Source organism: Bacteroides ndongoniae (genome assembly GCF_900108345.1).
Lineage (GTDB): Bacteria > Bacteroidota > Bacteroidia > Bacteroidales > Bacteroidaceae > Bacteroides > Bacteroides ndongoniae.
In genome coordinates this window covers 1824288-1847563 of sequence record NZ_FNVV01000014.1, presented here as the reverse complement: position 1 = coordinate 1847563, position 23276 = coordinate 1824288, and the positions used below count along the sequence as shown (strand labels likewise).

Here is a 23276-nt window from a genome sequence, read left to right as displayed (position 1 = left end):
AATTCCCGCTTACCGATGAAGCATCAGTAAACGGGAAAATATGAAGTTTAATGCTATACAATGGTAAACTGGATTAGGAAACAGCTTTACAACCTTACTTCAAAGCATTCCAGTTCCCATCCATGGAAGATTAAAGTGATAAGACGTAACTCTGTATTCCCCTTCGTTTTCTGCACTTTCTCATCCGCAGCATACTGATGAAGTTGTTCGGCAGCTTGTGTTTTCAGATTGGCTATTTCGACATCCGTGGCATTGCGACGGGCATATTTTACTTCTACAATGTAGCTGTAGGCTATTTCCGGCTGGCGAACCAGATCAGGCATCATGTAGAAATCGGCATAGCCTTTCGAGGATTCGTGCTCGGGGAAAATGATATATCCTTTGGTCAGTCCTAAGTATGCCAACAGGAAACCTTTTATGTGCGCTTCTCCTTCAATAAATTCACGGATGGCACTTTGACGTTCCAGTTCTTTGGCAAAGTACTGAAAAACCGGTTGCCAATCACCGTTGTAAGCCATCTCTTCCACCAGATAGGAGAAATGCTCCATATCCACATTGAAAATGGACGAATTGCGATACGCTTCTATCAAGTAGGTGTACAGTTGTTCGCGCACTGTTAAATTAGGAATGCCAAGCAGAATGCTGCCGCGGTATACACCTTGTATAGACAGCATTCCGAAATAGAAGAGCAAGCTCTTGAAATTCTCCGTGTCGACCATTCGTTCAGCAGGGAAAGATTGCGCAATGTTGGCCGTCACCTTTCCCTCCGCCACTAATTGCTGAATGACAGAAGTATTAACACCTAACCGTTTGTCTATCTGCACTAAGTGGCGAAGTTTGTTGTAGTCGGTGCGGATGTTGGTATCGACCATAGTATCCGGAGGAAGCTGTTGCTGCACATAGTTGTTGAGAAAATACAGTGCCATGTCCGAATTGAACATGTGCTCATCTAATTTACGTGAAGAAAAGCAGTAGTTGTCGTACCACGGCCGCATCTCTTCTAACAGATCATCCACCGTAACTTTTTCCGGAAGTGCCCCTTCTGACTTGTAGTAACCAAGCATCTGACGTACTTCTTCCGTGCTGAAACCGATAATGCTGTTGAATTCCGGTTTCATGCTGATGTTTGTCCCGATATTGAATCCGCTGGTTACGTCATCCATCGTAACGGGGCTGACACCGGTAATGAACAAACGGTCAATCGCCGCATCGGGTCCGGTAGTAGCTGCTTTGATGACATTGAAAAATTCACGGATGAAACCTTCGCCATGTGTCGTCTTGCGGTAACGCTCCGTGCCGTAAGTGGCCAGCAGGGTATTGGTGAAGTTGTCGTACTCGTCAATCAGCAGGTAGATATGCGGGCAGTTGTTGTCGCTGATATAGCGGGCAAGCGCATCCAACATCAGACCGGGAGAATCATTGGAAATACTCAATTCACTCCAAATCTCACTACCCAACAGATACTCGTATTTCTTCACAAAACGAGTGATTGTGGAACTACAGTAGGTTTTAAACGATTGTTCCATTTCATCAGGATTGGAACTGACAATGGAGAAATTGAATCTGAGCACCAGATACTTATTATGCGCCTTTGTGGCATGCTTTCCGATATACAGTTCACCGAACAGTTCTTCGAAGCGGTCGGCATAATCTATGCTGTAATATGTCTCCAGCATGGCCAGAAACAGCGACTTGCCGAAACGGCGGGGACGAAGCAGGAAAAGGTAATTCGGCTGGTTTTCCAGTAACTCTATGTAACGGGTTTTGTCCACATAGTAATAGTCCTCCGAGATAAGCCGGGGGAAGTCCGATAATCCGTATGGCAGCTTCTTCATGACGATGATGTTTTATCTGATTGATGCAGAAGCAAAGATAGTGGAAAGAAAGGGAAGTTCAAAGGGGAAACGAGTTTTTTGGTTTATAAGCCATTCAAAGCATAAGTTCATCCCAGCGCAAAGAACGGAAGCCGATTCCTTCACGCAGAAAGATTTTAGGATGGAAACGCTCTATGGCCAAACGTTTATAATATAAGGTATAACCGCCGCGCTCCCAATGGAGAAGCTTCAACACAGTACGGTTCCGGTTGGAAAACACATAAACATCTCCGTTTGAGGGATCCAAATGACAGGAACGGATAGCGCCATACCGGCTGTCGACGCCCTTGCGCTGGTCTATGGGATTGCAGCTCATCACAAAACGGGTGATTTCATTCAAGTTAAACATGGCTTTTTTGAAGCAAAGGTCGGAACTTTTGCTAATATAAGAAACACGGCTGATTTCGGATGGTTACGTTACGAATTATCGTTGTGTTGTAAAAAAAGAGGGTATGCATTGGGCATACCCTCTTTGACTATTAAACTCTAATTAGTTGATAAGCTATCCTAATTATTAAAGGCTTACCCATTTAAAGTTCTGGGCATCCCATTTTAACAAAGCATCATCTCCACCAGTCTTATCTTTGTTGGTGGTTACAATAGCACCACCGCCAAGACTCTCGTAGTTATCTTTGTTACCTCTAATCTTTGTAGAACCAGCACCTATTTGTGCTTCACCGGTCAGTTGGATATAGCCATTGGAAATATACAGAAGTCCGGCTGTATAATCAATCTCATCAACTGTTAAGATAGTAACATTCGGCTGATTTGTATCACCCTTAATATAGCTTTTGCTTGTATCCCTACTGTTCTTCATTGTCAGCTTGCCGAATGCCATTCCCATTGAGCTCTTAAGTTCAGCAATCAGACCATCACCCAGAATGACTTCCTTACCGGCAGCCAGATTTTTCAGGTATACATAGTAGAAATCGCTATCCTTTGTCTCTTTCACCCAAATCGCTCTACTGATAGTAATGCTTTCCTTAATTGAACGGTCTGTATTATTTTCATTCATATAATTATACATCGCTTTCAGAGTAGTGAACTGACGGGTTCCACCAACCTCTTGTCCTTCGGCAGTAACACTTGAAACCAATTCTACATTAAATGATTCCGGTGTCGGTTTTACAGGATCAGCAGGCTTCGGAGTATAAGGATTTCCGGATGTCTTTACACCATTAGCATCGGTATTTTCCAAAGTAATAACACCTTGGTTCTCTACTTCAGCATTACCAACCTTCAAACCGCTGGCTTTAGTGATTTCTTTCGCATACAATTTGTCTGTTGAAGACAAAAGTTGAAGCTTTGCATCATAAGTTACATACTTCTTGTCATCGTAGCTGGCCAATGTGATAGTAGAGTTTTCTGCATCTACTGTACCCTTGATGGTAGTAGTTCCGGCTTTCACTTCAATGTTACCACCGATAGTCAAATTCTGCAATGTGGCATCGCCATTGATTTCAAACTTGGCAACAGTGAATGCACTTGCAACGTCACCACCTATGTTGGCGCCATTCTCGGTTACAATAACTTTTAATACGCTAGTAGCTGTTGCAGCAGTTGCGGTTGTTGCGGAAGTTACATTACCGCCGTCTACGGTCAGATCAGTAATCTTGGCATCAGCAACAGCTTTCATGGTTACAGCTGCAGCTTTGGCTACTGTATAGGCAATTGTACCCTCTTTCTTATTCAAGTCAGCCTTGATGTTAGCTGAGATGTCGATGATACCGGCATTGCTATTTACATTTGTAACGATACCTTCTTCTTTACCTACGATAACTTTACCATAATAGTTGTTCTTAAGGTTGTAAATCTTACCGTTGTTGTAGATAACTGCGTATTCTTCTACCTCATCAACTTTTTTTCCTTCATTGGTCAAGTTGCCTGCACAAGCCAGATTACCATTAGCACCAATAGTCAAAGTTGCGTTCTGCATATTTGTGCTGGAAGCTACAAGAGTTACGGCAGCATTAACTTCCATTTCGCCTCTGTTAGTTCCGGCATCCAGCTTGTTGACATTGGCATTGATGATAAATTTGCCCTTGTTTTCCTTAACTGTCAATTGCTTATTCAGGTGATTGCCAGTTGTCTTATTTTCGATGGCGCTTGATACGGTTATGGAAGCATTTTCGGCAATCTTGATTTCCTGTTTATCAATCGTAACACTGCCTGCAATCCAGTCAAATCCCTTGAATTCACCGTTAACATAAGAGTTGGAACCGAGTACCAGGTCGTTTTCAACTACCACTGTTCCGTTTACCATTACGTAGTCAAGGATATTGGCTGCAGCATCGCTGGCAATAGTCAGTTTCTTAGTATCGGTCGTAATCATCAACGTAGTTCTAGCCCATTCACCAGCAGTCAGCATGTCACTCATTTCCTTGGTCAGGGTGATGTCGTTCATCAGAGTAGCTGTGTATTGACGACTCATACCCTTATTCCACTCAATAAGTTGTACAAGATCTTCCTCATTGTAGATGCTCATAACATCCGGATCCTGAACTGAGTTATCATCAATTTCCAATGTAACCTTGTTCATCTTGTCAGGAGCGATGTTGACAATCGGGTTCTCAGAGATAACAGTAACGCCCTGATTTGAAACTTCACCCTTTACATTTGAAATGACAACGCCATTAACAAGACCTCTATCAGTATAAATATAAGCAGTAATTGCTGCATTATTTTTAGCGTACTCATAAATGTTGGTCATAATGATGAAATTGGCGGACTGCTGGGTCTTCAATACGGGTGAATTCTCTACAGTCAGTTCAACGCGATGGTCTGTTCCGTCAACCGGATTGATGACAGCGCGAAGAGCGTTATCACGGTTATAGTTTACAGACTTTTCTGTATTGTTAACCAACGCACCATCCTGCTCATATCTTTCTGTGAACTTGTCGTTATAATTCCATGCTGATCCGTCGAAGTTCATTTCCTCATAGTTGGCATAGTTGAAGTAATAATTGAGAGGCCAACCAGCTTCAGTTACATCAACATTATAATATGGGAGTTGCATGGTGTTAGCAATATTATCATCCTCACCCTTGTATTCAGCCTTCGTCGGATCCACTTTGATGACAGTTGAGAAATCATCAGATTCCAGTACAATCTTCTTTACGCTGAATTCGCCCGTACCGACATTCTTCACTGTAATACCTACAGCACCCAGAACCGGAGTCATTTTCAAGTTGGCGCTTACTACATCTTCGCTTTCAGTACCCGCTTTAATTCTTGCATAGCCGATGAAGAAATTATTCTTGGCGTATGCTTCCTGCAAAGACTCTGTAGTAACACCGTCCTGAACCTGTTCGCTGAGGTTGTGCAGAGCCTCACGCTTTCCGTCATAAGAAGTGAAGGGGAATACAAAGAAGTAGTTACCTTCCTGCATCTTGGTATCACAGCTCCAAGTGCCGTCATCCTGGCGTTTGAAAGGATAGTCAGTATGAATCTGGTCAGAAAGAACATATCTTTGAGTCCATGAGTAATCCGCCCATTCTTCTTTATGATTCACCTTACTTGGACGGTCACCATTCAATTTATTATCATTCCAATCATCCATCAGCAATGCGCCGAGCACATCATCTTTTTCCCATACATAGCCGCCCAGACCATAGCCAAGACGAGTCTCTGCGCCATCTTCAACAAGGTTCAGAACCACATTGTCCACAGTGGGGCGTTGTGCATCCTGTGTACCAGCCACGTTTTGTACATTGTCTAAGAAGTCCTCGTTAGAACAAGCCGCAAACAGCGCAGCAAACGCTGTCGTCATTAGTACATGTTTTGTTCTCATTTTAAAAATAATTAATTAATTGTTTAGTGTTTCATTGTTTATCCAGCATCAGAAGGGGAATCCGCTTGTACCGTCATCACTGAATCCCGGATCGTTATCAGTGTTGCTTCCTGCGAAGCCCTTTTCTACTTCTACCTCCAGAACTTCCACTTCCGGAGCTACATAAAACTTTTCCATTTCCATAATTTTAGTTTTTAATTGTTAGTAAATAAATTAATGTTTATTAGTATTTCGTTCTCGTTTTTCGTTTAGTTGCTGTTGCATGTAGTGCGACATACCTTATTATAAAATTAAGTTTCTTTAGCGTATCGCACGCTGTATATTGTTAAGCCATGAAAATTATCGTAAGTCCTTTCTTCTTGTATCGAGCCATGCTCTATATATAATAAGGTGTAAATTCCAACCTCTTTTTGCTGTTTGATTTATCTTCAGATTTATTCGTTTATATTATGCTAATTTCTTGTATTTCTGCATATTAGAATACCATACAACAGCGCATAATTCAGGCTGCAAAGTAACTAACTTATTTCCTAAATAGGTTTCGATTATATTTTACTGATAATCAATAGAATAAAAATCAAAGAAAAGAATGTAAACGAGAAAACATGTGCGTGTGGTGCGATTAAGGGAAATAATATAATCTATTTATACTTAGAGGATTAATACATTTCGTATTATAGAGTTTGATCAATCAAAAGTTCAATTAACACCACTTCATGACACCGGACGGGAGTATTATAAAGCGCTGATTTTGAGTATAAATAGAAGGATAAAAAGTAGTGGATACGATAGTGTTGACACCCATAATTGATACTTTGGGGTAAAAAGGTGTAAGGATATGAGAGAGGAAATTTCCGTTTTCAAGTTGATGGTTGAGAAACAGGAATGTATGTTGTTGAGGGATATATTGAGGGATGAAGAGTAAAATGATCCTTTACAAAGGGGGGGGGTAATAAGGAGGTTAACAGAATAAGAATAGGGATATTAATCCGTTAGTTATTCACTTGTCGAGCCGTTAACTAACGAGTAGTACAAGCCGTTAACTGTTCAGTTGACAAGCCGTTAGTTATTCAGTTGGTAAGGCGATAATTGGAACTCATTTAGGGATAGATAGTGAATACCAAAGTCAAAATTGTTAAATCAGTAAGAGAAAAATAGAGAACTTTCTCATATTATCATTAGAGTTTATACAGAATAATAAACAGGGCTATTGGTTATCAGTACCCTAAAATCTTATTCTATATAATGTCTATTTTTCCTGTTGCCCATATAGAAGTTATGCAGCTTAGTATATCTGCATGTATTTAATGTCGTTTTGTAAACATCTCTGTTTAAGGAGACTAAATGGAGGAATGGATAGTGCCACACAGGTTGTCAACGCCCTTGCACAAGTTTATAGGACTACGGCTCATCACAAAATGGTTACTGTCATTCAAGTTAAACATGACTTTTTTGAAGCAAATATCAGAACTTGGTCAAATACAAAGAACACGGATGATTTCGGATGGTAACGTTAGAAGACGTTCGTGCTGAGGGAAAACTAAAAGACGGTGTAAAACCCGCTTGGTATTTTACACCGTCTATCTTTTGATATAGTTAGCTAATTGTTCTGACCATTATTTGATAGTACCACCGGAAACAACGATGTATGTAGCATCGTACTTGTCAGAAACTTCAGTAGCAGTTATAGTAGCACCTGTCTTAATCTTGATAGTGCTGCTGACTTTCTGATCTGCAGTAAACTTCTTAACTTGTACTGCTGCATTGTTATCCGCAGTCAATGTTACGGCATTCAAATCTACAATTGCATACCCATTCGTTGAATTGTTGTAAAGACGAACATCTTCTGAGAAGGTTATGTCTTTTTCGCCTTTATAACTTTCAAGATAAACACAAGTTACGTCAGATGTATTATTCAATACAGGAACAGAATTCTTAACGGTTGAATTTCCAAGAATCTTGATAGTGTTATTTTTACCGTTATTCCAAGCTGCGCTTGCAACAGTTCCACTAGCTGGACTTGCAAATGTGAGGCGACTTTCTGTATTAGTAGAAGTTGTACCATCCAATGTAGCTTTAATCATTGTCAAGTGACGAAGAGTAGTAGTTTCATCTTTTGTAAAGCTCAATGTAGCTCCTGTGATGACAAAGTCTGTTACATGTGCTTTAGTCAAAGCGGCAACAGTTGTGTTAGAAGTTGCACTGTACTCAAACATACCCTGTACATAATCATCATCACTGACTACTACGGCTTCTGTAGGAAGTACATCATAAATAACCTTACCTGCGTTGGTAGACAAAATAGTCTGAGCTTTTACATCCGTAATCTGAATACGTCCCGGTACTATATTTGCCACCTGATTTGAGTTTGCAGCCAAATTATTGTTGACATTGTACAATTCTCCGGCATTGTTAATAACACCATAGTTGTCAATGTTTGCATTGGTAGTTCCAGACAATTCACCACCATTTGCTACAACAATTGTACCCTTAATGGTATTCTTGCTGTTAGGAGCCAGAATAATCTGTGCACCGTTTTCTACATTAAATGTACCTTCTTCGTTAGTCAGTCTGATACCTGCATTCTTGGACACTTCAGCTTTCACATTTACTGCACCATTGTTGGTCAGAAGAACATCGCAATATTTGCTCAGGTCAGCCGAACCCCAGCCGCCAACACCGGGTTTGTTGGAGTCAACAATATTCAACACACCACCTTTGTCAACCAAAATATTCAGCTTGTTCTTTTGGCTTGTGCCTGCATTCACAGCTTTGTAATTGTGTGCAGCTTGTGTCAAAGATACGGTAGATCCTGCTACAATTTCTACTAATGTGTTTTCGCTGGCGTCAATGAATTCCAGAATGTCAGCCTGTTCTTCTGTCTGGATGTCAAGTCGGATATTTTTTGTTTCATCACTGCTTCCTTCAATGTACAGGATAGCATTGTCAACACCGGCATCTTTTTTCATCAATTTGATTTTTGCAGCCAAATCATCATTGATTGTAACATCATTGGTCAATGTTACAATCAACTCTGTGGAAGTTGAGTTCTTGGTTGCCCAATCTACATAGTTTACCAAATCGTCTGTGTTGTTGACCTTCATTCCTGAAGGAAGAATCTGCAAAGCATCATCACTGAATTGAACAGTAACAGTCTGCATTTTCTTGGTCGGATCTGCACTTTTAATCTCATCCGTGGTAATTACACCACCCTTATCAAGTTTAGTGCCAAGATCTACCGGACCTACAACACCGCGGTTTGTGTAGATGTATAAGTTCAAATCACCTGTAGTAAAAGAAGGTACCATAGCGATAACGCCAAGAGTATTATCATCTCCACTTTCTAATGTATAAGGAGTTTTTCCGTCTTCATTATAAGTATAAACTTCCACATAATTTGTAGTATTTTCTGTGTAGTTATCCTTATTCAGCGGTTTTACTGTGGCACGGATAGCATCATCAAAATAGTATGTATCTGTAGCTCGTTGATCTCTGTGCAACAGATAGTTTCCGTCGTTCTTTTCTGCATTGAATACATAGTGTGCAGCATTCACAGAACCGAAATGATTGTTGTTGTAAAGTTCTTTTCTCCAATCTATTGAAGCTGTAATAGGCTGTACTGCCAAATAGTTGGCATAATTGAAGTATGTAGAAGGATTTACTGTTTGATCATTGGCATCATTAACCATCTTGGTCAGATTCCATTGTCCATAAGTTGCTTCTGTCGGATCAATGGTGTATTGAGATGTAAAATCATCATGCATCAGAACAATTTTGGTAATCTGCAATCCTTCCTGCCCCGCATTGTTGATTTGGCTGCGTACATTAATACGTACCGGTGCCAAAACTTCCATCATATTGACTTGCAATTTTGATTCTCCAGCTGTCGCATCGAGTTTTGCATAACCAATAAAACGTTGGTTTTTAGCATAGGCCGTGCGTCTTGATTCAGCTGTATTACCGACTTGTGACTGCTTGGAAATATCAAAATAGGCCTGACGTTGTCCTGTGAATGAAGCATACGGATAAGCTAAGAAATAGTTACCTTCCAACATGTTGGCAGCAGTAACGAAGCTTCCGCTGGATTTTTCGTATACGAACGGATAGTTCGTATGTACATAATCCACTAAATGGTATCTCTGCAGCCAACTTAATGCATTCCAATCTTCGGTTTGGTCTGCAGAACCATAACGTACACCTGTGTTATTCTCATCCATCAACATAACGCACAAGCTATCGCCTTCTTCCCAAACAAAGCTTCCTGCATTATTAAATTCCAAACGTGTATTAGCTTCGCCCATTTCAATAGAGACATTTGCCAATGTAGGTCTGTCTGCATTTTGAGCCGATTGAGCAATACCGTTTACATACTCTTCGTCGGTACAAGCCGCGAACAATCCGGCCAGTGCCACACTGTAAAGTAAATGTTTTGTTTTCATTTCGGTTAAATAGTTAAATGATTAAATAGTTAATAATCCTATTGATAGTAAGTTAATGGTTGGGCTTATTCAAAAGCACCAGGATCTTGTGGTGATTCAGGAGCTGTTATACTACCTGCAAAACCTCTTTCAATTTCTACCTCCAGAACTTCCACTTCCGGAGCTACATAAAACTTTTCCATTTCCATAATTAATTGTTTTTAATTGTTAGTAAAATAAGTGTTATTAGTATTTCGTTTTATTTTTCGTTCTGAATCGCTATATATAATAAGGTGTAAATTCCAACCTCTTTTTACTGTTTGATTTATCTTCGGATTTCATTTGTTTATATTGTGCTAATTCGCTGTATTTCTGCATATTAACATACTATACAACAGTGCATAATTCAGGCTGCAAAGTAACTAACTTATTTCCTAAATAGGTTTCGATGGTATTTTGTTGATAATCAGTAGAATATAATTATGCAGAAAGAGATTCTAGTAAGTGTGTTGTAGAAAAAATAGATTTGAGCCAATGAGTAAGTGTTTAATATTCAAAGCATTCTATTTTTACTGAAAGAAATAGAAATAGTGCAGAACTGTATCTGACACCACTTTCCGATACCAGTAAAGAAGAACGTAAAGTATTCATTATCTGTGAGGATAAGTACTAAAAAGAAGGGTAATATAATGTGATTGACACTTCAAATTAACACCAATACCTAAAAGGATGTAAGGATATAGGATGAAGAGTTCGTTTGTTTGCAGACTCTCTATCGGAATGATAGCTAAAAAGAAGAATGTAGTAATATTCTTTGCATAGCCTAACTGGTTGGACTTATAAATTTAGGGAGGGGTAACAGGAGTAAACGATGTTATTGGACAGTTACCATTCAATGCTTTGATGAATGTATTTGTGATGAACCTTGTTCTCCTTTTTAGTTTCTCAGTAGAGAGATTTGCAGAATATCCGGCTTTATATTTATATAATGAAAAGAGTAGATTCTCCAATCTGGCCGGGCATCTTGAAAAGAAGAGAAATGTCGATAAGCAGAAGGTGATATCAATGGCTTTGTCGGGTCTTTAACTGCGTTTGTACATGGTGTGTACATCTGTTTTTTATTTTAAACCATTGATTATTAGATTGTTTACGACTTGCTTGATGTACATCAAGTATCCTTGGTGTCTTGTGCTTTATACCCTATTTTTGCCACCGAAAATTGCTACTGCATACATGGCTTGTGAACAACACTTGCACGGCTCGCGAACAACACTTGTACGGCTCGCGAGCGACACTTGCACGGCTCACGAGCGACACTTGCACGGCTCAAACCACTTACAGACATCGTAAAACAGGGACAAACAAGGGCATGGAAAACATACTAATTAACCATTATACGTTATGTGATTTTTTATGAAAGAGAGAGTTTTGTTATTGATCCTGTTTGTATGCCTGGGAGCGGGAATGCTTCGGGCACAAACTAAGCAGGTGACGGGTATTGTCACCTCGGCCGAGGACGGACAACCGGTAATCGGCGCTTCGGTATTGGTGAAAGGAACTTCGCAAGGGTCTATTACCAATGTGGAAGGAAAATTTCAGTTGGACGGCGTATCTGCATCAGCACAGACGCTGGTCGTTTCGTTTGTGGGCATGAAGACGCGCGAAGTGCCTGTAAGTGAGTATGTAGAAGTGGTTTTGGAAAGCGATCAGCAAGTACTGGACGAAGTACTTGTCACCGTGGCCTATGGCACCGCCAAACGTTCGTCGCTGACGGGAGCTATCTCGTCCGTCGACCAGAAACAGATTGAAATGCGTCCTACGTCGAGCGTCACTTCGGCACTCGAAGGAAGCACTTCGGGAGTGCAAATCAACAGCACGTACGGCGCACCGGGCAGTACGCCCGACATCCGCATCCGAGGCATCGGAACGGTGAACGGCTCCAGTTTGCCCCTCTATGTGGTGGATGGAGTACCCTTCAGCGGAAGCATTGCCGACATCAATCCTGCTGATATTGAAAGCCTTTCGGTGCTAAAGGACGCTGCTTCGTGCGCCCTCTATGGTAACCGTGCTTCGAATGGAGTCATTCTGATTACCACCAAACGGGGCACAGCTGGCAAACTGAGTTTCGAGCTGAAAGTCAATCAGGGTATTTACTCGCGGGGCATCAAGGAATATGCCCGCACCGATGTCCGCCAGTTTATGGAAGCCAGTTGGCAAAACCTGCGCAATGCACGTATTTCGGCTGGCGACGATCCGGCCAAAGCAGCACGCTATGCCAGCGAAAACCTGATCAGCGAGCAACTTTACCTGAATATTTTCAATAAACCCGATAAGGAACTGTTTGACGCATCGGGCCGTCTGGCCGAAGGCGTACAGATGCTTCCCGGCTATGCCGACGACCTTGATTGGTATAAAGCAGCCATTCGCAACGGTTACCGTCAGGAGTATATGTTCAGCGGAAACGCTGCCGGCGAAAAGAGCGACTATTACTTCTCACTGGGCTATCTGGACGAAGAAGGCTATGTGCGCAATTCAAGTTTCGACCGCCTTTCGGCACGCGTATCGGTTAATCTGAATCCGGTAGAATGGCTTAAAGCTGGTGTTAACCTGTCGGGCAGCCATCAGAATTCGAAGATTACCACAGGCGACGAAGGTGCCTCTTTTACAAACGCCTTTATGTATTGCCGTCAGATAGCCCCCATCTATCCCGTACATCTGCACAACCCTGACGGCTCCTACCGCCTGGTCAATGGTCAGCGCCAGTACGATCCCGGTTATTATACCAACGAGCAGGATGTGGAAATAGCCACACGCAATCAGTACCAGGACCGTCATGTGGTATGGGAAAACGAGCTGGACAAGAATCAGACAGTACGCAACACCCTGCAGGGCATCGCCTATATGGATGTCAAGTTCCTGCGCGACTTTACTTTCACCGTAAAAGGGGACATGAGTCTGAACCATTCGGAAAACAGTTCGTACGATAATGCCATCATCGGTAACGGAAAAGGCAGTAACGGACGTGCCAAGCGTAAATCTTATCGTTACAAGAGCTACACCTTCCAGCAGCAACTGAAGTGGACTCACCTTTTCGGCGCGCATCTGTTCGATGTGCTGGTGGCTCACGAAAATTTCTCGTATAACTACGATTATACTTATGGCTTCAAGACATCGCAGATATTCCCCGACCGTCCCAACTACAGTAATTTTACCGAAATCACCAGTCTCGATGGTTACGAAAACAATTATCGTACAGAGAGTTATCTGGGACGTATCCGCTATAACTTCCGCGACCGCTACAACCTGGAAGTATCCTTCCGTCGCGATGGTTCCTCACGCTTCCATCCCGATAACCGTTGGGGTAACTTCGGCAGTGTGGGAGCCAACTGGATAATCAGCGAAGAAGACTTTATGAAAGACGTACGCTGGGTAAACGACCTGAAGCTGCGTGCCAACTACGGTCAGGTAGGTAACGATGCAGGAGCCGGCTACTATGGCTACATGAGCCTTTATTCGGTAGCGCAGAATGCTCACAAAGGAGCCCTTTTCCTGAGCCAGAACGACTCTTACGACCTGAAGTGGGAGACGGGCGAGGCCTATGGCGTGGCTGTCGAGACACGTTTGTTCGACCGTTGGAACCTGAGCGTAGAGTACTTTGACAAGCGAAACAAAGACCTATTGTTCGACATTTATCTGCCCCTTTCGGCAGGAGCCACCTCTTCATCGGCAGCCGAAGCTACCGTGACGCGCAATCTGGGTACTATCTCCAACCGTGGTGTTGAGATCAATACTGATGTTGACGTCTTCCGTAACAAGAACTGGACCGTTAACCTGGCTGCCAATGCCACCTTCCTGAAGAACGAGATTGTGAAACTGCCCGACCAGAACAAGGACGGTATCATATCGGGTGCATACAAGATTGTGGAAGGGCGCAGCCGTTACGAGTTCTACACTTATACATTCGAAGGAGTAGACCAATTGACCGGTAATTCCCTCTACAAAGCCAATCTGGAGGACTATTACGTCAAACTGTCCGACGGTACTACACTGGGTAACAAGCAGACCGGTACTGACATTACCAGCAAGGTAACTGTGATAAACGGAGTGCCTTATGTCACCAACACCACTTACGGTCAGCGCGAATTTCACGGTTCAGCTCTGCCTACCGTATATGGCAGCTTCACGGGTACGGTCAGCTACAAGTCGCTCACGCTTTCAGCCCTCTTCACCTATTCGTTGGGAGGTAAGACGATGGATAGCGTTTACCAGTCGCTGATGAGCACCGGTACCAGCCCCAGCAACTACCACTCTGATATCATGAAGTCGTGGACACAAGCGCCCGAAGGCATGGACGAAAATTCGCCCAACCGTATTCGGAAAGACGGTATACCGCAGATCAACAGCATGTTGAGTTCGGACAACAACGCCGTTTCTTCCCGCTGGCTTACTTCGGCCGACTATCTGGTAGTGAAGAATCTGACCCTGTCTTACCGCTTGCCGCAGGCTTGGGTCGATCATATCGGCCTGCAGGCTGTAGGGTTGAACGTGACTTGTGAAAATCTCTGGACCTTTACCGCCCGTCAGGGTATGAATCCTCAGCAGTCGTTCTCCGGCGGACAAGGTAACTACCTGGTAACGCCGCGTATCTTCTCGGTAGGAGTAAGTGTGAAACTTTAATAATGTATATTCATTACACAGAAGATGAGTTAAGGAGTCGGGCCTTTACATCCTTGATTGATAATTTCTTATTGCTTTTTGAAAACAGCCGGCTTGACTTCTTAACCTTCTTCAGATAAAAAACATATACGATATGAAACTGAAAAATATTCTCTGCATATCCGTAGCTTCGGCCCTGCTTACCGCTTGTTCGGCCGACTACCTCGACACGTTGCCCCAGTCGTCTACCGATACGGGCACCGTCTTCGAAACGACCGAAAATGCCCGTATGGCCGTTAACGGTCTTTGCCTGATGATGACCCAACAGTACCTGGGTCAGCAAGGAGTCAACGGCGAAGGTACTATCAAAACCTGGTATGGCAACTATCCGGGCAACGACTTCCAGAAGTGTAACCTGACGGGCTGGGCCGACATCATCAACGCTACCTATATGGAGCGCAGTACTTCGCTCTATTGCTACTATCCCTGGTTCTATTATTATAAGCTGATAGGCAATGCCAACCGCATCATTGTCAACATAGGCAATGCTGCCGGTACAGATGCCGAACGCGACTTTATCCGCGCACAGGCACTCACCATACGGGCTTACTCGTATCTGATGCTCAGCCAGCTCTATTGCCACCGCTGGGCCGACAGTAATCAGGGAGCTTCGCGTGGACTACCATTGAGGCTCGATACGTCCGACGGCGATCTGCCAGCATCAACCCTGGCACAGGTTTATCAGCAGATATACACCGATCTCGATGCCGCTATCGACGCTTATACCCGCAGCAAGCTGACGCGCGACCGTGGCGACAACCATAGTCCTGACCTTGCGGTAGCTTATGCTGTCTATGCCCGTGCTGCTCTGACGCGTGAAGACTGGGCTTCGGCTGCCAAGTATGCTCCACTGGCCCGTAAAGACTATCCGCTGATGAACAATGCCGACTATGTGGACGGCGGCTTCAGCACCCCCAACAGTGAGTGGATATGGAGTAGCTATAGTGCTCCCGACCAGACACTTTACTATTTTTCTTTCTTTGCTTTCCAGGGCAGTAATTCCAGTGCCAGCATTTGCCGTGCATACCCTTGTGCCATCAGTAAAGAGCTCTACGACCGCATCCCCGAAACCGATGTACGCCGTAACATGTTCCTTGCTCCCCGCGAGGGCGATGTTTACAATACAGCCAACGGCAGCGCCACCAGCGGACCTATGCTGGAACGTGCCCGCAAGGAGTATGCCGACAAAATCTACTCTACCAGCCAGATATTTGCCTATATGCAGTTCAAGTTTCTTTGTACAAGTCAGCCCGGAGTGGGACAACTCAACCATTTCCGTTCGGCAGAGATGTATCTTATTGAAGCCGAGGCTAATTGTCATCTGGGAGGAAAAGATAAAGAGACACAAGCCCTTCTGCAAGCCTTGATAAAGGACAGTGGCCGCAATCCGCAATACACCTGCGACAAAAGCGGTGACCAATTACTCGAAGAGGTGAAACTTTATCGCCGCATTGAGCTTTGGGGCGAAGGCTTCGACTGGTTCGACCATAAGCGCTGGCGTCAGCCGGTAGTGCGCCATGCCTATCCCGAAGGCAGCTTCTATGCTCAGTTTGCCATAACTCTGAAGCCCGAAGACAGCAACAACTGGACGTGGGTCTATCCGGCCAAAGAAGTGGACTACAACGGTGCACTGGACAGCTACATCGAATAAATCTTATACTTTAACCAATTCATATTCTTTACCTACAATTCTCTCTGAAGTCTGTTCGGGAGGCTCGGTTTCTTCGGAGGCCGTTGCCTCCCGGCTTTCGTTGTATATAGGGCATCCGGACATCTTTTCTCAATAAAATCATTGTCAGGTTAATAACTTTATTAATCTCTTTCATTATCTTTAGGTAAGTTAGGATGCGTTTCTGTAAAAAAATCGAGCAAGCTTGTTTTTTCTGTATTCGACTTTCACTATCTTTGTTTGCAATAAAACAGAGAATATCATGGAAATACCTGCTGACTATATACGACGTATCGAAATCCACGGCCTGTGGCACCGTTACGACATTGCCTGGGACCTTCGTCCCGATGTCAATATCCTTTCGGGCATCAACGGTGTAGGGAAAACGACCATCCTGAACCGTTCGGTAGGCTATCTGGAGCAAACCTCCGGAGCCATGAAGACGGACGAAAAGAATGGAGTGCGCGTCATTTTCGACAATCCCGAAGCTACTTACATCCCCTACGACGTCATCCGCAGCTACGACCGCCCGCTCATCATGGGCGACTTCACCGCACGGATGGCCGACCCGAATGTGAGGTCTGAACTCGACTGGCAGCTGTATCTGCTGCAACGCCGCTACCTGGACTATCAGGTAAATGTGGGCAATAAGATGATCGAACTGCTGAGCAGTGACAACGAGCAGCAGCGCAACCAGGCTTCCCTCCTGTCGGTGCCCAAACGTAAGTTTCAGGACCTGATAGACGAACTGTTCAGCTATACCCGAAAGAAGATCGACCGTAAAAGCAATGAAATCGTGTTCTATCAGGACGGCGAACGGCTTTTGCCTTACAAGCTGTCTTCCGGCGAGAAACAGATGCTGGTCATCCTGCTGACGGTATTGGTGCGTGGAGGCAGCCATTGTGTGCTGTTCATGGACGAGCCCGAAGCTTCGTTGCACGTAGAGTGGCAACAGAAACTCATCGGAATGATCCGTGCGCTGAATCCCAACGTACAGCTGATTCTTACCACCCATTCGCCTGCCGTCATCATGGAAGGCTGGCTGGATGCCGTGACCGAAGTGAGCGAGATATCTACCGAAACCCATCAAAACAGTTGAGACCGTGGCTACTTCGTTACGACATAATCTGACTTCCGCCTATCTGGATGCAGCCACGCGGCTTTCGCCTAAAAAGAAACGCCGCCGCATTGTGGCCTATGTCGAAAGTTACGATGATGTAGCTTTCTGGCGTACCCTGCTTTCGGAGTTCGAGGACGATGAGCACTATTTCCAGGTGATGTTGCCCTCGCAAACGTCTTTGTCGAAAGGGAAAAAGATGGTGCTGCTCAATACGCTCAATGCCGACGAACTGGGTCGGAGCCTGATAGCCTGCGTAGACAGCGATTACGACTTCCTGATGCAAGGCAATACGGCTGTGTCGCGCCGCATCAATAAAAATCCGTTTGTGCTGCAAACCTATGTTTATGCCATCGAGAACTACCTGTGCTATGCCGAGAGTTTGCACGAAGTCTGTGTGCAGGCCACGCTGAACGACCGTGTGCTGATCGACTTTCCCGAGTTTCTGAAGCGCTATTCACGCATTGCTTACCCGCTGTTCTTGTGGAATATCTGGTTTTATCGTCAACACGATACCAAAACATTTCCGATGCACGAGTTCAACCAGTGTGTACGCATTCAGGACGTTACGTTACACCAGCCTTACCGTTGTTTGGACGAAATGAGGCAACGTGTAGACAAGAAACTGAGCGAACTGGGCACCCGTTTTCCGCAACTCATTGAGCAGGTTGATGCGTTGCGCGAAGAACTGGAGCCTTTGGGCGTAACTCCCGACACCACTTACCTTTATATACAAGGACATCACATTATGGACAATGTCGTGATGAGGCTGCTTACTCCGGTTTGTACCCAGCTCCGTCGCGAACGCGAGAAAGAGATCAAGCGGCTGGCACGTCACGACGAACAGTTCCGCAACGAACTGACCAGTTACGAGAACAGTCAGGCCGCTGTGCAACTGATGTTGAAAAAGAACGAAGGTTACAAGTCACTCTGGCACTACCAGTGGATGCGCGAGGACGTGGAAAGGATATTGGCGGCCTCCTCCTTCTGATTTCCCTAACTCCTTTAACTTAAACAAAATGGATTTACTGAATAATATTGATAAATTGCTGGTAAGCTGGGGCATGAATCCGCAGACGGCCGACTGGCTGGATCAGTTCATCGCTTTTGCCCTGGTGCTGATATTGGCTTTTGCTGCTGATCTGATTTGCCGTAAGGTGTTGCTCAGAGCTATTGCCCGCCTGGTTGCAAAGACCAAAGCGACGTGGGACGATATTCTGTTCAACCGTAACGTAATGGTCTACCTGAGCCACATGGTGGCACCTGTTGTCATCTATCTGTTCATACCGATCGCTTTTGCACAAACCGATTCGGTGACTTTAAGTTTCATCCGGCGTTTGTGCTTCATTTATATTATATTTGCTTTCTTGCTGTTTATCAACTCTTTCCTGAAAGCTGCCTATGCAGTATACAGCGAGAAAGAGTCCATGCGCGACCGTCCGCTAAAAGGCTTGCTTCAGACGTTGCAGGTATCTTTATGGTCCATCGGTATCATTATTGTGGTAGCCGAACTGTTGGGTAAATCGCCTTTCTCACTGTTGGCAGGTCTGGGTGCGTCGGCAGCCATTCTGATGCTGGTGTTCAAGGACAGTATCATGGGCTTTGTCAGCGGTGTGCAACTTTCGGCCAACGACATGCTGAAGGTAGGCGACTGGATTACCATGCCCAAGTACGGTGCCGACGGCATAGTCATCGAGGTGACATTAAACACAGTAAAGGTTCGTAATTTTGATAATACCATCACTACCATACCTCCCTACCTGCTGGTGAGCGACTCTTTCCAGAACTGGCGCGGCATGCGCGAGAGCGGCGGGCGACGGGTGAAACGAAGCATCAACATCGACATGACCAGCGTACGCTTCTGTACTCCCGAAATGCTCGAAAAGTATCGTAAGATTCAGCTGTTGAAAGACTACATCGAACAGACCGAAGCTGTAGTCGAAGCATATAACAAGGAGAACGGCATCGACAACGAAGTGTTGGTAAACGGTCGCCGGCAGACCAATCTCGGTGTGTTCCGTGCTTATCTGACTGCCTATCTGAAGAGTCTCCCTGTAGTAAACACCGAACTGAACTGCATGGTACGCCATTTGCAGCCTACCGACCACGGCTTGCCTGTCGAACTTTATTTCTTTTCCACCATCAAGGATTGGATTCCTTACGAGGGCGTACAGGCCGATGTATTCGACCACGTGTTGGCTATCATTCCCGAATTCGACTTGCGTGTCTTCCAGTCTCCTTCCGGAGCCGATTTGCGCCGGCTGACGGAAAGCAACTAAAGAATCGTACGTTTATGGGAGATTCATACATGGATGATACCGAAACTACAGATGGTTTTATTCGGACAAAAAGCAAGTTGACAAAACTACAGATACTCCTTTGTTGTCTGTAGCCTTGTCAACTTGTTAACTAAACATTCAGAAAAATGCTTATCTGATTATTCTGAACAGCGGCAGCAATATCCTTCTGATCGGCTTCAGCTTATACCACAAAGCCCCGCGCTTCAGCCATCGGCTGTCGGTACAGTCCTGCACACTGCCGTCGGGACGATAGATGTAGCGCAACAGTCCCAGTACCTCGCTACGCTTCACACGCTCTATCCGGTACAGATTGCCGTCGCCCAGCATCAGACATTCGTCGCCTTCACGTCCGATGTAGCGATGCACCATGTATTTTCCTTCCCACTGGTAGAAAGGGCAGCACCAGGCAGGCAGTTCGCTGTCGGCAGGCAGTGGATCAATCTCTACCACATCTTTCCCGCCGATGATGAAGGGGAACATGCTTTGTCCGTCGATGCGTACTTTCACCCTCTTTCCCTGTCGCAGCACTTCGGCGGCTTCGGCCAGAAAATCGTTGGCTACAACCAGTTTCCTCATACTCCGAAGATGGTTTTACACGACAGGTGGGCAGCTTCGGCATTGGGCAGGCAAGCCAGGTGGTAAACCGGTACCTTGACCAGTATGTCGTTCAGTATCTGGCTGATACAGTCGTACAGTTTCTCGTCGTAAGCAAAGTCGGGCGGGCACGAGGGGTGAAGGGCAGCATAGGCTTGCATCACCTTCAGTTTCTTTATTTCGTTGTAAGGAGCCTGCGACAGGCGCACACAGCCCACCAGTTCGTACGAGTTCGTCTTGTAGCACGGTGTCTTTCCGCTCCACGGACTGCCATATACGTAGGGGATTCCGTTGTGTATGCGCACGATGGGGCTATCGTCGTTCAGCAGTGTAGCACCTTCAATATTTTCGCGCCACAGGCGGGTGTGGGTGCTCTTTCCGGTACCGCTCTCGCCCAGGAAGATGACAGCTTTGTCGTGGAAGACAATGGTGCTGGTGTGGATAGCCACAGCCTTCTGGGGAGCAATCAGCACACCGAAAGCAATCCAGCAGGCAAAACGCAGCAGACTGACATCGAGGTTTCCGCTGAAATAGGCGGTACGTGATCCTTCGGCTATCCAGACTGTGAGTGTCTGATCGCTACCGATGTAAGCTGTTTCGAATATATATCCTTTTTCGTAACGTCCGAAACGGTTGTGTGTCAGTACCGGATCGTTACGGTATAGCTCGGCAGTAAAGGCAGGAGCCTTTTCTTCGCTCCATACGAAGCGGAAATTAGGTTCGGCAGTCGAGTCGATAGCAAATACACCGAATCCGCCGATGTTAGCCACAGCCTTCACCAGTGGCTCACCTTCCATACGCAGGCGAAACCCTGCAATCATATAGTCTTGTTCCATAATTAAATATGTATTGTTTTCATTTCCAAATCTATATACCCTCAAGCTTAAACCCTCAGCTCTAAACCCTGAATCCACCTTCATCACGCTCCTCCCCTCTCATTCGGAGAGGGGTCGGGGGTGAGGCCCCATATCCTATCGCACACCCGCAGCGATGTCTCCCTGTGGGCAATGATAATCATGGTCAGTTCGCGGCACTGTTCGGACAGTTCCTCCAGTGCGCGGTTTATCTCGCTTTCCGTGCGGCTGTCCAATGCCGACGTGGCTTCGTCGAAGAACAGCACTTCCGCCTCTTTGTACAAGGCACGGGCTATGCCGATGCGTTGCTTCTGTCCGCCCGACAAGCGACTGCCATATTCACCCAGCGGTGTGTCCAGTCCTTGCGGAAGCGTCTCCAGCCAGTCTTTTAGGCGTACTTGTTCCAGTACTTCCATCACTCGCTGACGGTCGGGAGAGGGATGTCCCAAGGCAACGTTGTCGAGCAGCGAACCTTCTACGATGAAGATTTCCTGCGCCACGTAGCCCACCAGTTTGTGCCAGCGGTTGCGGTTGGCAGTTGTCAGCCGGCGTCCGTCTACTAATATTTCGCCTTCGGTCGGTGTCAGGAAACCCAATAGGAGATTGAACAGTGTCGATTTGCCCGATCCGCTGGGGCCGCGTATACCGATGCGTTCGCCCCGGTGGATGGTCAGGTTCAGGTGACTGAACAGCTGTTCTCCGTCGGGGAAAGCAAATCCCAAGTCTTTCAGTTCCAGTGTGTGCTTGAAGGTAAAGGGCTGTTCGCTGCTGTCATCAGCCGTTTGGCTTTCGGTCAGTCCTTCGGTCACCACCTGTATCGAGTGCGAAGCGTTCTGCAGAGTCACCCAACTGTTCAGGATGCTACGCATGGCAGGAATCAGACGAAACGCCGCTACGGCAAACACACCGCTCACGATACTCAGGTCACCACGTCCGGCTCCTATCAGCAGGGCTATACCCACTACGATGGCAGCTTCGCTCAAAAACTGCGGAAACAGCTGGTAGCGCTCCATGCGCTGACGGCTGTGTACGATGCTGTCCATGCCTTGGTCGAACGAGGCAAGCGAGGTGCCGAATGCCTGAGCTATCTCCAGTTCGGCATAGCCGCGGAAAGCTTCTACCACCGTACGGCTCTGCTTGCGGCGTGCTTCCAGTTCCTCCTGGCCATACTTGCGCAGACGACGGCGCACGGCTACCGTGTAAATCAGTGACAACGGCACGAAAGCAGCACACAGCAACAGACCGGCCAGTGGCTCCCAGATCACGAGGGCAGCCATCATGAAAAGGATGAGCACAGCATCGCCCACAATGCGGAACAGCGGGGCAAGCACACAGAGGCAGAAGGTGTAGCACACGTAGTTCACCTCGTGCCCCAGCTGCACACTGCTTTTACTCTTCAGGAACAGCAGTCCGCGCCGGTAGTAATTGACAAACATACGCCGGCTGAAGTCGCGATATATTTCCAGTTGAAAGGTGCTTTCCACCCGTGCCAGGGCCACTACCAATGCATTCTTCAGCACCACAAAGCCCATCACAGCTCCGCAGAGCAGCAACATCTCGCCTCGCGAACCTCCGGGGCGCAATACAGCCAGCAACAACGGTATCAGTGCGGCCACACCTGCAAAGTCGAGTACAGCGCGCACCAGTACGGCCAGTGCCACGCGCCAACTGCGGCGGCGGGCCTGCGGGGGAAGCAGAGAAATGATTTCCTTTACCATATCGGTGGGCAAAGGTAGTGCAGCCGTGCGGTTTATGCAAATTTGGCAGGATTTTTTTACAGGGAAAATGGAGAGAGGGAGAAGGGGAGGATTTTTGCCTAGTTAGGGAGGAATTTTTTCCTAACTGGGAAAAAATATTTTGGTAACTGGGGAGGAAATTTTTGGTAACTGGAAAATAGTAGTGTTTTACGTAAAATAAGTACGAGTATAGATAACAAAAAGTTCT

The 23276-nt window shown here is 45.7% G+C and carries 14 protein-coding genes; 5 read left to right on the top strand and 9 right to left on the bottom strand.

The window, feature by feature from the left end; genetic code table 11:
* Positions 1-86: 86 nt before the first annotated feature.
* From BQ5591_RS18350 to BQ5591_RS22065, 6 genes are all read right to left on the bottom strand, one after another.
* Positions 87-1835, bottom strand: a complete 1749-nt coding sequence (locus BQ5591_RS18350) for an ATP-binding protein (RefSeq protein ID WP_071150438.1) — start codon at positions 1833-1835, stop codon at positions 87-89.
* Positions 1836-1929: 94 nt separating this feature from the next.
* Positions 1930-2223: an IS66 family insertion sequence element accessory protein TnpB gene (gene tnpB, locus BQ5591_RS18345; protein ID WP_071150437.1), complete on the bottom strand. Its 294-nt coding sequence runs from the start codon at positions 2221-2223 to the stop codon at positions 1930-1932.
* Between the two features lie 165 nt (positions 2224-2388).
* Entirely contained in the window at positions 2389-5664 is a 3276-nt protein-coding gene (locus BQ5591_RS18340; RefSeq protein ID WP_159434519.1) for a hypothetical protein, read from the bottom strand.
* A 48-nt stretch (positions 5665-5712) separates the two neighbouring features.
* Positions 5713-5847, bottom strand: coding sequence for a hypothetical protein (locus tag BQ5591_RS22070; RefSeq protein WP_262483124.1), 135 nt, complete (start codon positions 5845-5847; stop codon positions 5713-5715).
* Between the two features lie 1433 nt (positions 5848-7280).
* The gene (locus BQ5591_RS18335) at positions 7281-10103 is read right to left on the bottom strand and encodes an autotransporter outer membrane beta-barrel domain-containing protein (RefSeq protein WP_159434518.1); all 2823 of its coding nucleotides are present in this window, start codon (positions 10101-10103) and stop codon (positions 7281-7283) included.
* Between the two features lie 65 nt (positions 10104-10168).
* Complete coding sequence (locus tag BQ5591_RS22065; protein ID WP_262483123.1) at positions 10169-10291, bottom strand: hypothetical protein; 123 nt, start codon at positions 10289-10291, stop codon at positions 10169-10171.
* Between the two features lie 1204 nt (positions 10292-11495).
* Between BQ5591_RS22065 and BQ5591_RS18325 the strand changes: the two genes are divergently transcribed.
* The 5 genes from BQ5591_RS18325 (at position 11496) to BQ5591_RS18305 (ending at position 19863) form a co-directional block, all read left to right on the top strand.
* Entirely contained in the window at positions 11496-14759 is a 3264-nt protein-coding gene (locus tag BQ5591_RS18325; RefSeq protein WP_071150433.1) for a SusC/RagA family TonB-linked outer membrane protein, read from the top strand.
* 133 nt (positions 14760-14892) lie between these two features.
* Complete coding sequence (locus BQ5591_RS18320) at positions 14893-16449, top strand: RagB/SusD family nutrient uptake outer membrane protein (protein WP_071150432.1); 1557 nt, start codon at positions 14893-14895, stop codon at positions 16447-16449.
* 280 nt (positions 16450-16729) lie between these two features.
* On the top strand, positions 16730-17566 hold the full coding sequence (locus BQ5591_RS18315; protein ID WP_071150826.1) for an AAA family ATPase: 837 nt from the start codon (positions 16730-16732) through the stop codon (positions 17564-17566).
* A gap of 4 nt (positions 17567-17570) precedes the next feature.
* Positions 17571-18575, top strand: a complete 1005-nt coding sequence (locus tag BQ5591_RS18310; protein WP_071150431.1) for a DUF4435 domain-containing protein — start codon at positions 17571-17573, stop codon at positions 18573-18575.
* A gap of 28 nt (positions 18576-18603) precedes the next feature.
* Positions 18604-19863 carry a mechanosensitive ion channel family protein gene (locus BQ5591_RS18305; protein WP_071150430.1) on the top strand — a complete coding sequence of 420 codons (1260 nt, stop codon included), beginning with the start codon at positions 18604-18606 and terminating at the stop codon, positions 19861-19863.
* Positions 19864-20013: 150 nt separating this feature from the next.
* Here BQ5591_RS18305 and BQ5591_RS18300 read toward each other — a convergent pair whose 3' ends face one another.
* The 3 genes from BQ5591_RS18300 to BQ5591_RS18290 all read right to left on the bottom strand — a co-directional run bounded on the left by BQ5591_RS18300 (position 20014) and on the right by BQ5591_RS18290 (position 23050).
* Complete coding sequence (locus BQ5591_RS18300) at positions 20014-20460, bottom strand: hypothetical protein (protein WP_071150429.1); 447 nt, start codon at positions 20458-20460, stop codon at positions 20014-20016.
* Entirely contained in the window at positions 20457-21314 is an 858-nt protein-coding gene (locus BQ5591_RS18295; protein ID WP_071150428.1) for a hypothetical protein, read from the bottom strand. The genes BQ5591_RS18300 and BQ5591_RS18295 overlap by 4 nt, the downstream gene beginning before the upstream one ends.
* Positions 21315-21397: 83 nt before the next feature.
* Positions 21398-23050 carry an ABC transporter ATP-binding protein gene (locus tag BQ5591_RS18290; protein ID WP_071150427.1) on the bottom strand — a complete coding sequence of 551 codons (1653 nt, stop codon included), beginning with the start codon at positions 23048-23050 and terminating at the stop codon, positions 21398-21400.
* Positions 23051-23276 lie beyond the last annotated feature (226 nt).

Coding starts and splice junctions, on each gene's coding strand:
- BQ5591_RS18350 (WP_071150438.1), bottom strand. CDS start 1,835: ATGAAGAAGCTGCCATACGGATTATCGGACTTCCCCCGGCTTATCTCG.
- tnpB (WP_071150437.1), bottom strand. CDS start 2,223: ATGTTTAACTTGAATGAAATCACCCGTTTTGTGATGAGCTGCAATCCC.
- BQ5591_RS18340 (WP_159434519.1), bottom strand. CDS start 5,664: ATGAGAACAAAACATGTACTAATGACGACAGCGTTTGCTGCGCTGTTT.
- BQ5591_RS22070 (WP_262483124.1), bottom strand. CDS start 5,847: ATGGAAATGGAAAAGTTTTATGTAGCTCCGGAAGTGGAAGTTCTGGAG.
- BQ5591_RS18335 (WP_159434518.1), bottom strand. CDS start 10,103: ATGAAAACAAAACATTTACTTTACAGTGTGGCACTGGCCGGATTGTTC.
- BQ5591_RS22065 (WP_262483123.1), bottom strand. CDS start 10,291: ATGGAAATGGAAAAGTTTTATGTAGCTCCGGAAGTGGAAGTTCTGGAG.
- BQ5591_RS18325 (WP_071150433.1), top strand. CDS start 11,496: ATGAAAGAGAGAGTTTTGTTATTGATCCTGTTTGTATGCCTGGGAGCG.
- BQ5591_RS18320 (WP_071150432.1), top strand. CDS start 14,893: ATGAAACTGAAAAATATTCTCTGCATATCCGTAGCTTCGGCCCTGCTT.
- BQ5591_RS18315 (WP_071150826.1), top strand. CDS start 16,730: ATGGAAATACCTGCTGACTATATACGACGTATCGAAATCCACGGCCTG.
- BQ5591_RS18305 (WP_071150430.1), top strand. CDS start 18,604: ATGGATTTACTGAATAATATTGATAAATTGCTGGTAAGCTGGGGCATG.
- BQ5591_RS18300 (WP_071150429.1), bottom strand. CDS start 20,460: ATGAGGAAACTGGTTGTAGCCAACGATTTTCTGGCCGAAGCCGCCGAA.
- BQ5591_RS18295 (WP_071150428.1), bottom strand. CDS start 21,314: ATGGAACAAGACTATATGATTGCAGGGTTTCGCCTGCGTATGGAAGGT.
- BQ5591_RS18290 (WP_071150427.1), bottom strand. CDS start 23,050: ATGGTAAAGGAAATCATTTCTCTGCTTCCCCCGCAGGCCCGCCGCCGC.